We start from the raw sequence: 13,410 nt of genomic DNA, 5'->3' as shown, positions 1-13,410 counted from the left end.
CCCTCCCCGAAGCCGACCCGCCCGAGCCGACGCCCTGAAGCGGATTCCTTGAACGATCTCCGTATCGACCTCGCCTGGCTGCTCATGCTCGCCGAACAGAAGACCCCGGGGGACCCGCAGGTCACCGACTGGGGCGCCCTGGTCGCCGCCGTCGCCCGGCACCGGGCCGAGATATTCGGCGTCCCCGTCTACGCCGACCCGTACGCCCGCGCCGCCTCCCTGCTCCAGCTGCTGATCCACGTCCCCGCGCTGGAACGCGCCAACGCCCTGTTCGCCTCCGCCGTCGCCTACGCCTATCTGGTCGCCAGCGGCGAGAAGATCGCGACCACCCCCGAGCAGGTCCGCGACCTGGCCCGGCTGGTGAAGGACGGCGCGGCCGGCGTCGACGACATCGCGCGCGAACTGCGCCGCTGGAGCGGCTGATCAGCCGCTCCCCACGCGACCCGCACGGAAGACCTAGCGGCCCACCGTGCTCCAGTCCGTGGGTGCGGGCGGCACCGAGCGGCCCGCCGCGTGTTCGCGCAGCCGCCGGACCAGCTCCGGCAGGTCGTACCCGGGGAAGGAGACCTGGAGCAGGCGCAGCCCGAACCGCGACGGCGACTCCTCGTCGAACATCGCCGCGTCCATCGGCTTGATCTTCACGTCCCACGCGTCCGGGGCCGCCCAGTGCGTCATCCGGACGTAGAAGGCGTCCCGCGGGCCCGCGTTCGCCACGGCCGTCAGGAAGGCGAGACCGCTGTCGACCGGGAAGTCGATGAGCATCCAGCCCCGCCGGGACTCCACATAGGCCGCCATGTGCGGCAGCTTCTCCACCCAGCCCGCGTTGCTCTCACCGAGGTCCTGACAGCAGGTGAAGGTCTCGAAACCGCAGGTCCAGATCGCCTCTATCGCCGGTGCGAGCAGCTCGTCGATCCGTGCCTGACGGTCACCCACCCGCACGGGGACCGTGGGGTGGGTGGCGTCGTCGTACGTCATCGCACGAGCATAGGTGCCTCGCCGGCCGCGCCCGCTACGCGGCCTCCCGGGCGCGGAACGCCTCCGCGTCCCAGGTCCCGTCCAGCCGCGGGGCCAGCCAGCCCGGGGCCGCGGCGCGGAACTAGGCGGGCGGCAGCGCCCCCGCCCCGGCGGGCAGCGCGCCGAGCAGCGGGGCGCCGGCCACCTCCGGCAGGTCGGCCACGTTGCAGCGGGTGGCCAGGTCCGGCTCGTCCGGCCAGCTGCCGATCACCACACCGGCCGGCTCCAGCTCCCGGCGGCGCAGTTCGCGGGCCGTCAGCTCCGTGGTGTTGAGCGTGCCGAGCCCGGCCCGCGCGACCACCAGCACCGGCGCGCCCAGCAGCCGGGCCGCGTCGGCCAGCGTGCCGCCGTCCTCGTCGAACCGGACGAGCAGCCCGCCCGCGCCCTCGACCAGCACCAGATCGTGCTCGGTGGCCAGCTTGGCGGCCCGCTCGGCCACCTCCCGGGGACGCACCGGCGCCATCCCGGCCCGCCGGGCCGCCGTGTTCGGCGCCAACGGCTCCGGGAAACGCGCCAGTTCGTCCGTCGTGACCGGCCCCGCGAGCCACGCGACCTCGTCCGCGTCGCCGCGCTCGTCCGGCCGTACGCCCGTCTGGGCGGCCTTGAGCACGGCCACCGACCGCCCGGCCGCGAGTGCCGAGGCGGCGACGGCCGCGGTGGTGACGGTCTTGCCGACCTCCGTGCCCGTGCCCGTGATCACCAGTACCCGCATGTCATCCCTCCCGCGCCGCGGCGCACACCGCGCGCGCGATCCGTGCCACGTCCTCGTCCGAGGTGACGTAGGGCGGCATCGTGTAGATCAGGTCGCGGAACGGGCGCAGCCACACACCGGCCCGTACCGCCGCGTCCGTCGCGGCCCGCATGTCGACCGGGTGGTCGAGCTGGACGACACCGATGGCGCCGAGGACCCGGACATCGCGCACCCCGGGAACCTCCCGCGCCGGGGCCAGCCCCTCGCGCAGGCCCGCCTCGATCCGCTTGACCTCGCCCAGCCAGTCCTGGCCCAGCAGCAGCTCGACGGAGGCACAGGCCACGGCCGCCGCCAGCGGGTTGCCCATGAACGTCGGTCCGTGCGCGAGCACCGGCACCTCGCCCCGCGAGATGCCGTCGGCCACCCGGGCGGAGCACAAGGTGGCCGCCAGCGTCAGATAGCCGCCGGTCAGCGCCTTGCCCACACACATCACATCGGGCGCGACGGCCGCGTGATCCGCCGCGAACAGCGCTCCGGTGCGGCCGAAACCGGTGGCGATCTCGTCGAACACCAGCAGCACGTCGTGCGCGTCGCACGCCTCGCGCAGCACCCGCAGATACGTGGGGGAGTGGAAGCGCATCCCGCCCGCGCCCTGCACCACCGGCTCCACGATCACCGCGGCCAGCTCGTCGGCGTGCCGGGCGATCAGCTCCCGCAGGTGGTCCGCGTACGACTCCTCGTACGCGGCGGGCGGCGGGTCCGCGAACACCTGGCGCGGCAGCACACCGGTCCACAGCTCGTGCATCCCGCCCTCGGGGTCGCACACCGACATCGGCTGCCAGGTGTCACCGTGGTAGCCGCCCCGCCAGGTCAGCAGCCGCCGCTTGGCCGGCCGGCCGAGCGAACGCCAGTACTGCAGGCACATCTTCACCGCGACCTCGACCGACACGGACCCCGAGTCGGCCAGGAACACGTGCTCCAGCCCGTCCGGTGACAGGTCGACCAGGAGCTTCGCCAGCCGGACGGCGGGCTCGTGCGTCAGCCCGCCGAACATGACATGGCTCATCCGGCCCAGCTGCTCGCGCGCGGCCTCGTTCAGCACCGGGTGGTTGTAGCCGTGGATGGCCGACCACCACGACGACATGCCGTCGACCAGCTCGCCGGAACCGTCCGCGAGCCGCAGCCGGACCCCGCTCGCCGACTCCACGACGAGCGGGTCCACCCGGCCGGGCATCGGACCGTACGGGTGCCACACATGCCGCCGGTCCAGCTCCAGCAGCTCCGCGACGCTCGGCTCAGGCATTGGGCGCGAGGTCCGTGCCGGCCCCCCGGCGGCGGACGGCGACCAGGTCGGTACGCGGCTCGGCGACGGCAGGCCCGCCCGCCGTACCGCACACACCGCCGCCCGCGTGCGAGCCGCAGCCTCCCTCCGCGTGCGAGCCGCAGCCCGCCTCCGCGGGGGAACCGCAGCCGTGCGCGGCGTCGGCCCGGTGCGCCGGCAGCGTCACCTCCCCGGCGCCCTCCACCTCGAAACCGGCGTCCGCGATCATCTCCAGGTCGGCCTTGCCGGCCTGGCCCTCGCTGGTCAGGTAGTCGCCGAGGAAGATGGAGTTGGCCAGGTGCAGCGCCAGCGGCTGCATGGAGCGCAGGTGGACCTCACGGCCGCCCGCGATCCGGACCTCCACGTCCGGGCAGACGAACCGGACCATCGCCAGGATCCGCAGGCAGCGCTGCGGGGTGAGGTTCCACTCCTTGGCCAGCGGGGTGCCCTCGAACGGGATCAGGAAGTTCACCGGCACCGAGTCCGGGTCCAGCTCGCGCAGCGAGAACACCACGTCCACCAGGTCCTCGTCGCTCTCGCCCATGCCGGCGATGAGACCCGAGCAGGCGGACAGACCGGCCGCGTGCGCCTTGCGCACCGTGTCCACCCGGTCGGCGTAGGTGTGGGTGGTGGTGATGTCCCCGTAGGTGGACTCCGAGGTGTTGAGGTTGTGGTTGTAGGCGTCCGCGCCCGCCGCGCGCAGCCGCTCCGCCTGGCCGTCGGAGAGCAGGCCGAGGCAGGCGCACACCTCGACGTCCTCGTTCTGCTCCTTGATCGCCTTGATGGTCTCCGAGACCCGGTCCACGTCCCGGTCCGTCGGGCCGCGCCCGCTGGCCACCAGGCACACCCGCTTGGCCCCGCCCGCGAGACCCGCGGCGGCGGCCTGGGACGCCTCGTCCGGCTTGAGCCAGGTGTACTTCAGGATGTCGGCCTTGGAGCCCAGCCGCTGGGAGCAGTACGAGCAGTCCTCGGGGCACAGGCCCGACTTGAGGTTGACCAGATAGTTGAGTTTCACCCGTCGCCCGAACCAGTGCCGGCGCACCTTTCCGGCCGCGGTCACCACGTCGAGCAGGTCGTCATCGGAGGTGGCCAGCACGGCGAGCGCTTCCTCGCGCGTCGGCATCTCGCGCCGAAGCCCCTTGTCCACCAGCGTGTTCAGCAGGTCCATGAGCGACGATCCTGTCCTACGGGACCGCTCCCGGCCAAGGAGACTTGGCACAACGGAGACGGTTGATCGTGTGGGTATTGCCACACCCTGGGCGGCTGATCATGCCGCTAGGGTCTGTTCGATACCTACAAAAGCACCGGAGGAGCCATGGCGTTCGGCTGGATCGACGAGCAGGCCGAGGCGCGCCGCCGCGCCGGACTCGTGCGCGCCCTGCGCCCCCGCCCCGCCGACTCACCCCTGCTGGACCTGGCGAGCAACGACTACCTGGGTCTGTCCCGCCATCCCGAGGTCACCGAGGGCGCCGCCGAGGCCGCCCGGCGCTGGGGCGGCGGCTCCACCGGTTCCCGGCTGGTCACCGGCAGCACCGAGCTGCACGCCGAACTGGAGCGCGCGCTCGCCGCGTTCTGCGGGTTCGAGGCGGCCCTGGTGTTCTCCTCCGGGTACGCCGCGAACCTGGCCGCGGTCACCACGCTCGGCCCGCACGGTTCGCTGATCGTCTCCGACGCGGGCAACCACGCCTCCCTCATCGACGGCTGCCGGCTCGCCCGGGGCGAGACCCAGGTGGTCGGGCACGCCGACCCCGAGGCCGTGCGCAAGGCCCTGGGCACGCGCCAGGGCACGGCGATCGTGGTCTCCGACACGGTCTTCTCGGTCGACGGGGACCGGGCCCCGCTGGCCGAACTGGCCGCCGCCTGCCGGGAGTACGGCGCGGGACTGGTGGTGGACGACGCCCACGGCCTCGGCGTGCTGGGCGAGGGCGGCCGGGGCGCGCCGTACGCGGCCGGTCTCGCGGGCGCCGGCGACGTGGTGGTCACGGCCACCCTGTCCAAGTCGCTGGGCAGTCAGGGCGGCGTGGTGCTGGGCCCCGCCCGGGTGATCGACCATCTGGTGAACGCGGCCAGGACGTTCATCTTCGACACGGGGCTGGCGCCGGCGGCGGCCGGTGCCGCGCTGGCGGCGCTGCGGCTGCTGGAGCGCGAGCCGCGGCGGGCGGCACGCGCCCGCGAGGTGGCCGCGGAACTGCACGCACGGCTGACCGCCGCGGGTCTGGAGGCGGTACGTCCGGACGCCGCGGTGGTCTCCGTGCGGGCTCCGTCCCCGGAGCGGGCGGTGCGCTGGGCGGCCGACTGCCGCTCGGCGGGTCTGGCCGTGGGCTGTTTCCGTCCTCCTTCCGTGCCCGACGGCATCTCACGGCTGAGGCTGACCGCCCGCGCGGACCTCTCCGGGGCCGAGATCGAACGCGCTGTACGCGTCATCGGCGAGACGCGACCATGAGTCGGCGTGACACGGCCGTGAATCGCACGAAATTGATGAAAGATTGAACGAATCTGATCAGTGTGTGAGTCGGAACGTGGTCAGAGGGCGGTCACAAATCCCGTCCAGCTCTCGGGGGAGAAGAGCAGGGCGGGTCCGGCGGGGTTCTTCGAGTCGCGCACGGCGAGCAGTCCGGCCGCGGGGCCGGAGCGCGGCCGTGCCGTCTCCACGCAGTTGTTCGCTCCCGTGCTGCGGCTGCTGCGCAGCCAGCGCACCTCGTGCAGGTCGGTACTGACGGGGACGTTCCGAGGCAGAGCTGACATGGTGCCTCCTTACACGCCGTCACCTATCCCGGCGATGTAGTCCAACGAGTCCTCGGGGGAAAGGGCGTGGAACTGAAGGGTGCTGAAGGCCTCGGAGTAGGCCATGAGGTCTTCTTTCCGTTCCAGGTAGAGGCTACTCGTCAACTGGTCGAGAACAACCACGTCCAGATCAGAAGTGCTCGGAAATGAGAAGATAACGAAAGGCCCGGTGAGGCCGATATGCGCCCCCGCCGTGAAGGGCAGCACCTGGAGCCGTACCTGCGGCAGCCGGGCCGCCTCGATCAGCCGCCGGCGCTGCCGGGCCATCACCCCGGGACCGCCCACCTCGCGGCGCAGTACCGCCTCGTCCAGTACGGCGCTCAGCGCCAGCGGCGGGTCCGACCGCAGCACGTCCTGCCGGGCCAGACGCACCTCCACCAGGGTGTCCAGACGGTCCTCGTCCAGGTCCTTCACGGCGGCCCGGGTCACCGCGCGGGCGTACTCGGCGGTCTGCAGCAGACCGGGCACCACCGTGGTCTCCAGGGTGCGCATCGCGCTCGCCTGTGACTCCAGGCTGATGAAATCCCGGTACGTGGGCGGCAGTACACCCCGGTAGGCGTGCCACCAGCGGTGCCGGCCGCTCGTCTCCTCCGACCCCGCCAGTATCAGCAGCAACTCGCGCAGATGCCTGTCCCGCACCTCGTAGGCGTCCAGCAGCAACCGCAGATCGGCCGGTTTCACGCCGCTGGCACCGGTCTCGATACGGCTCACCTTCGACTGGTGCCAGCCGACCAGCCTGGCCGCCTCACCGCTGGTGAGCCCGGCGCCGGTGCGCAGCGTGCGCAGTTCGGCGCCCAGCTTGCGGCGGCGCACCGCGGGACCGTTCTGCATCGGCTCCTCCTTACTCCGTCCGGACCGCCCCGATACGGTCTCGCGTCGCACAGTTCACCGCTTCGGGCGACAGATATATGCATATCTTGGTGGATCGCCCCCCGTGACCGTCCCGGTGATGGCAGTCTGACGGACAAGCACCAGTCCGGGACCGTACTCGAACCCACCGCCGTATGGCGGGCCGCGGTCCCGTTGGGAAAGGGACGACGTCGCCATGGCAGACCATCTGGAAGCCTCCGTCACTCTGCCGAGCGATCCCGCCTCGGTCTCGGCCGCGCGCTCCTACGTCGTGGGCACCCTCGCGGAGTGGGGTCTGCCCTCGGACACCGAGACGGCCGACACCGTCCGGCTCATCGTGTCCGAACTCGCGACCAACGCCGTGCAGCACACCTTCGGCCAGTCACCCACCTTCACCGTCGACATCGCGCTGCACCATGACGAACAGTTGCGCATCGGCGTCACGGACAGCCATCCCCGCTTCCCGAAGAGACTGCCCGCCGCGGTCCAGCAGGACAATGGGCGCGGCATGGTGATCATCCGCTGGCTCACCGCGGAGTGCGGCGGCCGGCTCCGGGTCCGCCCGACCACCGAGGGCGGCAAGACGGTCTCCATCGAACTCCCCTGGTGCCTGCCGACGGCACCGGAGCCTCCGGCGGTCTGACGGAGGGGGCGGGCGGCGCGAGGGCGGCGGACGCCTCACGGCCGCGGGCGAGGGGACAGTGAGGAACTGCCGCCGGAACACTCGGACCAGTCGTACGGGCCTGGCCTGCCGGACTGGGGCGACTGAGCCGACGTCGCCAACCGGGTACCCGTGGGGACGCTCCGGCGGTTGGGGGCGGCCAGGGTGGGAGCCGGCGGGCGGAGGCGTCCCGCCTGTGGTGTACGGCCCCCCGGGGCAGTAGTTCGGGAGGCGAGAGCCTTTTACGGCGGGCGGGCCGGGCTGCCACGACCCACCGCCACGCGCCCGGACCGACCTCGCTGGGCACTCGCCCGGTCTGGCCCCCCTGCCAGGCAGAGCCATGTCGGTGCGCCGGGCAGCCACCCGGACTCCAGATTTCCCCGTGTGCCCGCCCGAGCCGGAGGACGGCCGTGCTCCCGAGCGCTCCCGGGCCGAACCCGCCGGCCCGGGCCGGCGAGCGGCCGGCGGTGTTCCGCCGAGTGTTCCGGGTTCGAGCCGCCCGCCTGTGCCGGGAGGTGGGCGGTGGTGGTCCGGCGAGCTGCCCTTGCGTGCCGAGAGGCAACCGTGGCCGTCGGGCGAGTGTTCCGGGTTCGAGCCGCCCGCCTGTGCCGGGAGGTGGGCGGTGGTGGTCCGGCGAGCTGCCCTTGCCTGCCGAGAGGCAACCGTGGCCGTCCGGCGAGCGATGAGGGGCCGAGCCGCCCGCCTGCGCCGGAGGGCGGCCGTGATGGCCCGCCGGGCACTCCGGGGCCAAGCCGCCTGCCCGTGCCGGAAGGCCCGGCGTGGTGATCCGCCGAAGCCCTCCGGAGGCGAGTCGCCTGTCCGTGCCGGAGGGCGGCCGTGATGGCCCGCCGGGCACTCCGGGGCCAAGCCGCCCGCCCGCGTCGGAAGGCAGCCGTGGCGGCCCGTCGAGCCGTCTGTCGCCCGTGCCGGAAGGGGAGCCCTCCGGCACCGGTTGGACGGCACCTTCAGGTTGGACCTCTTGCCGGTGGCTCCCCGCGCCCCGCGGGCGGCACCGGCCGTCGTGGTCGGCCCCAAGGCCCCGCCGCCCCAGGGCTTCAGGCGGGCCGGAGAGGCACTGTCGGCGTGCGCGGGGATGCGGCCCTGTCGCCGGGCCGCTCCCCGTCGCGCGGGCGGGTCAGCCGACCCGGCCGTACCAGACGCTCTTGGACCAGATCTTCTGCAGCTTCACCACGTCCCCGGTCTTCGGGGCGTGCCAGATCTTGTTGTGGCCGGCGTAGATGCCGACGTGGTAGACGCTGGAACCCGAGTGGAAGAAGACCAGGTCGCCGGCCTTGCGGTTGCGGGCGGAGATGTGGCGCGACTTGTTGTACTGCTGGGCGGCGGTGCGCGGCAGCTTCTTGCCGGCCTTCTTGAACGAGTACAGCGTCAGCCCCGAGCAGTCGAATCTGCTCGGTCCGGTGGCGCCCCACCGGTACGGGGAGCCCTTCTTGGAGGCCGCGACCTTGAGTGCCTTCGACGCGATCGTCGCGGCGGAGGCGTCGGTGGCGAGACCGGGTACCGCGATCGAGCCGCCCACGGCGGCGAGGGTGAGAGCCGAGGCCGTACCGGCCCGGGCCATCAGCGACGGGACTCGATTGAGCGCAGTCATGCGCAACCCTTCGTCAGCCGCCTGTGAAGGATGACCTGTCGGATTCGGGCTGGCGAAGTAGCCCGGCCGCGTTGCCACGGCTTCACCCCAAGGGCCGCCCGGAACCTCCGCCCCCGCCCGACCTGTGTCGGACGGCTGGACATCCGTTCCGGCGAACCCGCCTTGCTTGGGTCCTCCACTCCTGCCGATCCACTTCCGTCGACCGGTCATCCGAGCGGCGGCAGGACTCGGCGTCCGCCCGGACCGCCCCGCCGCGGTGGCGGGGGCTTGTCGTCAGACAGGGATCTTGGCTCACAACTGTCTGAAAATCCCAACGGAATCGGGGATTTGTGGTGTTCCTCACCACTCACCCGTTCGGGTGGACAGTGCTCTGTTCGAGGCACCGTCAGATCACCGTCGTAGCCCCGGACCTGGGGTGATGTCCTCGCCGGCGATCCATGGACCCGTGCGTTGCGCAACCCGGGAGGCCCGGAAAAGGATCGGGATGTACACCGGTCGGCGGTACGTCGTTCGGGCCGTTTGAACTCCGGTCCGAACGACGCGTGTCGACGTATCGGTGCCGCCGGCCCGGTCCGGTGTCCGCCTCAGCCGACGTCGTCCGGCGGGAGCGCGACGCGAGCGGCCCGGCGCTCGCCGTCCAGCACCCGCAGCGCCCGTGCCAGCGTGTCCCCGTGCAGCTCCGTCTCGCCCCGCTGGTGCATCAGCGCGAGCGCGTCCCGCAGCTCTGCCGCCTTGCGCACCAGAGCCTGGGCGGCGCGCAGCCCGCCGTAGGTGGGGCCGTGCCGGGCCGGATTGACCCGGCCCAGCAGGTCGACGGCCTCCAGATAACGATCGATCAACTCGCCCTCGGCCCGGGTCAGCGCGGGCAGCGGCGGCAGGTCCGGCAGCACGGGCGGCTCACCCCGCGTCCGGTGCGCCGGGCGTGTCCCGGCGGCTGGGCACGACGCCGTCGACCAGACCGTACGCCAGCGCCCCGGGGGCGTCCAGGATCAGGTCACGCTCCAGGTCCTCGTGGACCTGCGCGGCCGTGCGCCCCGTGTGCCGGACGAGCATCTCCTCCAGGGTGGTGCGGATCCGGGTCAGTTCCTCGGCCTGAATGAACAGGTCGCTGGGCCGGCCGCGCACCGGCTCGGGCAGGGCCGGCTGTTCGAGCACGACCCGGGCGCCGGGCAGCATGAACCGCTTGCCCGGGGTGCCGGCCGCCAGCAGCACCGCGGCCGACGCGGCGGCCTGCCCCAGGCAGTAGGTCGCCACGTCGCAGCTGACGTAGCGCATCGTGTCGTAGACCGCCGCCATGGCGTCGAAGGAACCGCCGGCCGAGTTGATGTACAGCGTGATGTCCCGGTCCGGCGCCTGGTGCTCCAGATACATCAGCTGGGCCGTCACATCGCTTGCCGTCGCATGGTCGACCGGTGCGCCGAGGAAGACGATCCGGTCCTGGAAGAGCCGCGCGTACGGGTCGAGGGTGCGCACGGTGCCCGAGACGCGCTCGGTGAACTCGGGCAGGACGTGCCGGGCGGACGGTCGGTGCATGGACATACCCCTCCTCTGACGAGGCCCCGATGGGCTCGACTTCTGTACAGAATGTACAGGACGTACGTGACGTTAGAATGGGGGCATGGCCTACGAGATTCCGGTGACGCAAGCCAGGGCTGAGCTCGCCGACCTGATCAACCGGGTGGTGTACGGCGGTGAGCGCGTCGTCGTGACCCGGCACGGCAAGCCGCTGGTCGCGCTGGTCTCGGCCGCCGACCTGGAGCGGCTGGACGCGCTGGACGAACCGGGCGAGGAGCGGATCATCAGCTCGGTCTCCGGGGTGCATGACGCCGGTGCGGTGCCGCGTGAGCAGCGGCGCTTCGGGATAGCGGCCGAGCATCGCCGGCCGGACGCTCCCTGAGGCCGGTCCGCCGCCGTCTCTGCGGGAGCCCATAGCGCGGTCATGGGCCGGCCAAGGTCTGGTTAACGTCGTTGAAACTCCGGCGCTCTAGCCTGCCCATCCACGCCATCAGGGGTTTTTCTGCCCGGAATTGAGAGCGATCCGGGGAATTTGTCTGTGTGTTACACCTATCCCCGTCGTGATGGCTGCGGCAACCGGACCCCGCACGGTCCGGAGCAAGGACAGTGAGGTGGGACGTGCAACTGACCCCGCACGAGCAGGAGAGGCTGCTGATCCATGTGGCGGCCGACGTCGCCGAGAAGCGCAAGGCCCGTGGACTGAAGCTCAACCACCCCGAAGCGGTCGCCCTCATCACGTCGCACGTCCTGGAGGGCGCGCGCGACGGCCGTACCGTCGCCGAGCTGATGTCCTCCGGCCGCAAGGTCCTGACCAGGGACGATGTCATGGACGGCGTCGCCGAGATGATCCATGACGTGCAGGTGGAGGCCACCTTTCCGGACGGCACCAAGCTCGTCACCGTCCACGAGCCGATCATCTGAGGAGCGCCGCGATGATTCCCGGAGAGATCCTGTTCGCGGACGAGCCCGTCAGCTTCAACGACGGCCGTGACGTCACTCGTCTGACTGTTCTCAACGCCGCCGACCGACCCGTCCAGGTCGGCTCCCACTACCACTTCGCCGAGGCCAACCCCGGCCTGGAGTTCGACCGCGCCGCCGCCCGCGGCCGGCGCCTGAACGTCGCCGCCGGCACCGCCGTCCGCTTCGAACCCGGCATCCCCGTCGAGGTCGGGCTGGTGCCGCTGTCCGGCGCCCGGATCGTGCCCGGGCTGCGCGGCGAGACCGGAGGCGCCCTCGATGCCTGAGATCTCCCGCGGCGCCTACGCCGATCTGTTCGGCCCCACCACCGGCGACCGCATCCGGCTCGCCGACACCGATCTGCTGATCGAGATCGAGGAGGACCGCTCCGGCGGCCCCGGCGCCTCCGGCGACGAGGCGGTCTTCGGCGGCGGCAAGGTCATCCGCGAGTCCATGGGCCAGTCCCGCGCCACCCGTGCCGAGGGCGCCCCCGACACCGTGATCACCGGTGCCGTCGTCGTGGACCACTGGGGCATCGTCAAGGCCGACGTCGGCATCCGCGACGGCCGGATCACCGCCCTGGGCAAGGCCGGCAACCCCGACACCATGGACGGCGTCCACCCCGACCTGGTCATCGGCCCGGAGACCGAGATCATCGCGGGCAACGGCCGCATCCTGACCGCCGGCGCCATCGACGCCCACGTCCACTTCATCTGCCCCCAGGTCGCCGACGAGGCACTGGCCTCCGGCATCACCACCCTGGTCGGCGGCGGCACCGGCCCCGCCGAGGGCTCCAAGGCCACCACCGTCACCCCCGGCCCCTGGCACCTGGCCCGGATGCTGGAGGCGATGGAGGCCTACCCGGTCAACGTCGGCTTCCTCGGCAAGGGCAACACCGTCAGCCACGAGGCGATGCTCTCCCAGATCCGCGGCGGCGCCGTCGGACTGAAGCTGCACGAGGACTGGGGCTCCACACCCGCCGTCATCGACGCCGCGCTCACCGTCGCCGACCGGACCGGCATCCAGGTCGCCATCCACACCGACACCCTGAACGAGGCGGGGTTCGTCGGCGACACCCTCGCCGCGATCGCGGGCCGGGGCATCCACTCGTACCACACCGAGGGTGCCGGCGGTGGCCACGCGCCCGACATCATGACCGTGGTCTCGCAGGCCAACGTCCTGCCCAGCTCCACCAACCCGACCCGGCCCTTCACCGTCAACACCACCGAGGAACACCTCGACATGCTGATGGTGTGCCACCACCTCAACCCGGCCGTCCCCGAGGACCTGGCGTTCGCCGAGTCCCGGATCCGTCCGTCCACCATCGGCGCGGAGGACATCCTCCACGACCTCGGCGCGATCTCGATCATCTCCTCCGACTCCCAGGCGATGGGCCGCGTCGGCGAGGTCGTCCTGCGCACCTGGCAGACCGCGCACGTCATGAAGCGCCGGCGGGGCGCGCTGCCCGGCGACGGCCGCGCCGACAACCACCGGGTACGGCGCTATGTCGCCAAGTACACCATCAACCCGGCGCTCGCCCAGGGCCTGGCCGCCGAGACCGGCTCCGTGGAGAGCGGCAAGCTCGCCGACCTGGTGCTGTGGGAGCCCGCGTTCTTCGGGGTCAAGCCGCTGCTGGTGATCAAGGGCGGGCAGATCGCCTACGCGCAGATGGGCGACGCCAACGCCTCCATCCCCACCCCGCAGCCGATCCTGCCCCGCCCGATGTACGGCGCGATCGGCCGGGCCCCCGCCGCCAACTCGGTCAACTTCGTGTCCGGCCTGGCCCTCGAGGACGGGCTGCCGGAGCGGCTCGGGCTCGGCAAACGGTTCGTGGCGATCGAGTCCACGCGCGCGGTCACCAAGGCCGACATGCGCGAGAACGACGCCCTGCCGGACGTCCGGATCGACCCCGACAGCTTCGCCGTGCACATCGACGGCGAGCTGGTCGAGGCCACCCCGGCCGCCGAACTGCCCATGGCCCAGCGCTACTTCCTCTTCTGACAGGCGTC

The 13,410-nt window shown here is 72.2% G+C and carries 15 protein-coding genes, 1 pseudogene and 1 riboswitch; of the genes and pseudogenes, 7 read left to right on the top strand and 9 right to left on the bottom strand.

The genetic code is table 11. The features are described from left to right. Positions 1 to 48: 48 nt before the first annotated feature. A complete protein-coding gene (locus HB370_RS07545; RefSeq protein ID WP_030775141.1) occupies positions 49 to 423 on the top strand; it encodes a hypothetical protein in 375 nt (124 codons plus the stop codon). 33 nt (positions 424 to 456) lie between these two features. Here the strand turns inward: HB370_RS07545 and HB370_RS07540 are convergent, their stop codons facing one another. The 4 genes and pseudogenes from HB370_RS07540 to bioB all read right to left on the bottom strand — a co-directional run bounded on the left by HB370_RS07540 (position 457) and on the right by bioB (position 4,194). Next, the gene (locus HB370_RS07540) at positions 457 to 975 is read right to left on the bottom strand and encodes a hypothetical protein (protein ID WP_030775143.1); all 519 of its coding nucleotides are present in this window, start codon (positions 973 to 975) and stop codon (positions 457 to 459) included. 34 nt (positions 976 to 1,009) lie between these two features. Further along, positions 1,010 to 1,726: pseudogene (bioD, locus tag HB370_RS07535) on the bottom strand (dethiobiotin synthase). 1 nt (position 1,727) lies between these two features. Then, entirely contained in the window at positions 1,728 to 3,008 is a 1,281-nt protein-coding gene (locus tag HB370_RS07530; protein ID WP_030775148.1) for an adenosylmethionine--8-amino-7-oxononanoate transaminase, read from the bottom strand. Beyond that, a complete protein-coding gene (bioB, locus tag HB370_RS07525; protein WP_030775150.1) occupies positions 3,001 to 4,194 on the bottom strand; it encodes a biotin synthase BioB in 1,194 nt (397 codons plus the stop codon). Before bioB ends, HB370_RS07530 begins: the two co-directional genes overlap by 8 nt. Before the next feature lie 147 nt (positions 4,195 to 4,341). On the opposite strand from bioB, the gene HB370_RS07520 reads away from it, so the two are divergent. After that, complete coding sequence (locus tag HB370_RS07520) at positions 4,342 to 5,469, top strand: 8-amino-7-oxononanoate synthase (protein WP_030775152.1); 1,128 nt, start codon at positions 4,342 to 4,344, stop codon at positions 5,467 to 5,469. 80 nt (positions 5,470 to 5,549) lie between these two features. Here the strand turns inward: HB370_RS07520 and HB370_RS07515 are convergent, their stop codons facing one another. Beyond that, positions 5,550 to 5,771 (bottom strand): DUF397 domain-containing protein, encoded by a 222-nt coding sequence (locus HB370_RS07515; protein ID WP_030775154.1) that lies wholly within the window; start codon positions 5,769 to 5,771, stop codon positions 5,550 to 5,552. 9 nt (positions 5,772 to 5,780) lie between these two features. After that, positions 5,781 to 6,641 carry a helix-turn-helix transcriptional regulator gene (locus tag HB370_RS07510; protein ID WP_030775155.1) on the bottom strand — a complete coding sequence of 287 codons (861 nt, stop codon included), beginning with the start codon at positions 6,639 to 6,641 and terminating at the stop codon, positions 5,781 to 5,783. A 214-nt stretch (positions 6,642 to 6,855) separates the two neighbouring features. Between HB370_RS07510 and HB370_RS07505 the strand changes: the two genes are divergently transcribed. Next, positions 6,856 to 7,302, top strand: coding sequence for an ATP-binding protein (locus HB370_RS07505; RefSeq protein ID WP_030775157.1), 447 nt, complete (start codon positions 6,856 to 6,858; stop codon positions 7,300 to 7,302). 1,153 nt (positions 7,303 to 8,455) lie between these two features. On the opposite strand, the gene HB370_RS07500 is transcribed toward HB370_RS07505, so the two are convergent. The 3 genes from HB370_RS07500 to HB370_RS07490 form a co-directional block, all read right to left on the bottom strand. Next, positions 8,456 to 8,929 (bottom strand): C40 family peptidase, encoded by a 474-nt coding sequence (locus tag HB370_RS07500; RefSeq protein WP_030775158.1) that lies wholly within the window; start codon positions 8,927 to 8,929, stop codon positions 8,456 to 8,458. Between the two features lie 3 nt (positions 8,930 to 8,932). Next, positions 8,933 to 9,073: riboswitch (cyclic di-AMP (ydaO/yuaA leader) on the bottom strand. Positions 9,074 to 9,513: 440 nt separating this feature from the next. Further along, positions 9,514 to 9,819, bottom strand: a complete 306-nt coding sequence (locus tag HB370_RS07495; RefSeq protein WP_030775161.1) for a hypothetical protein — start codon at positions 9,817 to 9,819, stop codon at positions 9,514 to 9,516. Positions 9,820 to 9,826: 7 nt separating this feature from the next. Then, positions 9,827 to 10,462 (bottom strand): ATP-dependent Clp protease proteolytic subunit, encoded by a 636-nt coding sequence (locus HB370_RS07490; RefSeq protein ID WP_030775162.1) that lies wholly within the window; start codon positions 10,460 to 10,462, stop codon positions 9,827 to 9,829. Between the two features lie 85 nt (positions 10,463 to 10,547). On the opposite strand from HB370_RS07490, the gene HB370_RS07485 reads away from it, so the two are divergent. From HB370_RS07485 to HB370_RS07470, 4 genes are all read left to right on the top strand, one after another. Then, a complete protein-coding gene (locus HB370_RS07485) occupies positions 10,548 to 10,826 on the top strand; it encodes a type II toxin-antitoxin system Phd/YefM family antitoxin (protein ID WP_030775165.1) in 279 nt (92 codons plus the stop codon). A gap of 236 nt (positions 10,827 to 11,062) precedes the next feature. Next, the gene (locus tag HB370_RS07480) at positions 11,063 to 11,365 is read left to right on the top strand and encodes an urease subunit gamma (protein WP_030775167.1); all 303 of its coding nucleotides are present in this window, start codon (positions 11,063 to 11,065) and stop codon (positions 11,363 to 11,365) included. An 11-nt stretch (positions 11,366 to 11,376) separates the two neighbouring features. Next, on the top strand, positions 11,377 to 11,688 hold the full coding sequence (locus HB370_RS07475; protein ID WP_030775169.1) for an urease subunit beta: 312 nt from the start codon (positions 11,377 to 11,379) through the stop codon (positions 11,686 to 11,688). Next, positions 11,681 to 13,402 (top strand): urease subunit alpha, encoded by a 1,722-nt coding sequence (locus HB370_RS07470; protein WP_030775172.1) that lies wholly within the window; start codon positions 11,681 to 11,683, stop codon positions 13,400 to 13,402. Before HB370_RS07475 ends, HB370_RS07470 begins: the two co-directional genes overlap by 8 nt. Positions 13,403 to 13,410 lie beyond the last annotated feature (8 nt).

The organism is Streptomyces sp. DSM 40868, from assembly GCF_011820545.1.
Taxonomy (GTDB): Bacteria; Actinomycetota; Actinomycetes; order Streptomycetales; family Streptomycetaceae; genus Streptomyces; species Streptomyces eurythermus.
Note: the sequence above shows the minus strand (reverse complement) of the source record. Positions and strands in the feature narration are given on the sequence as shown.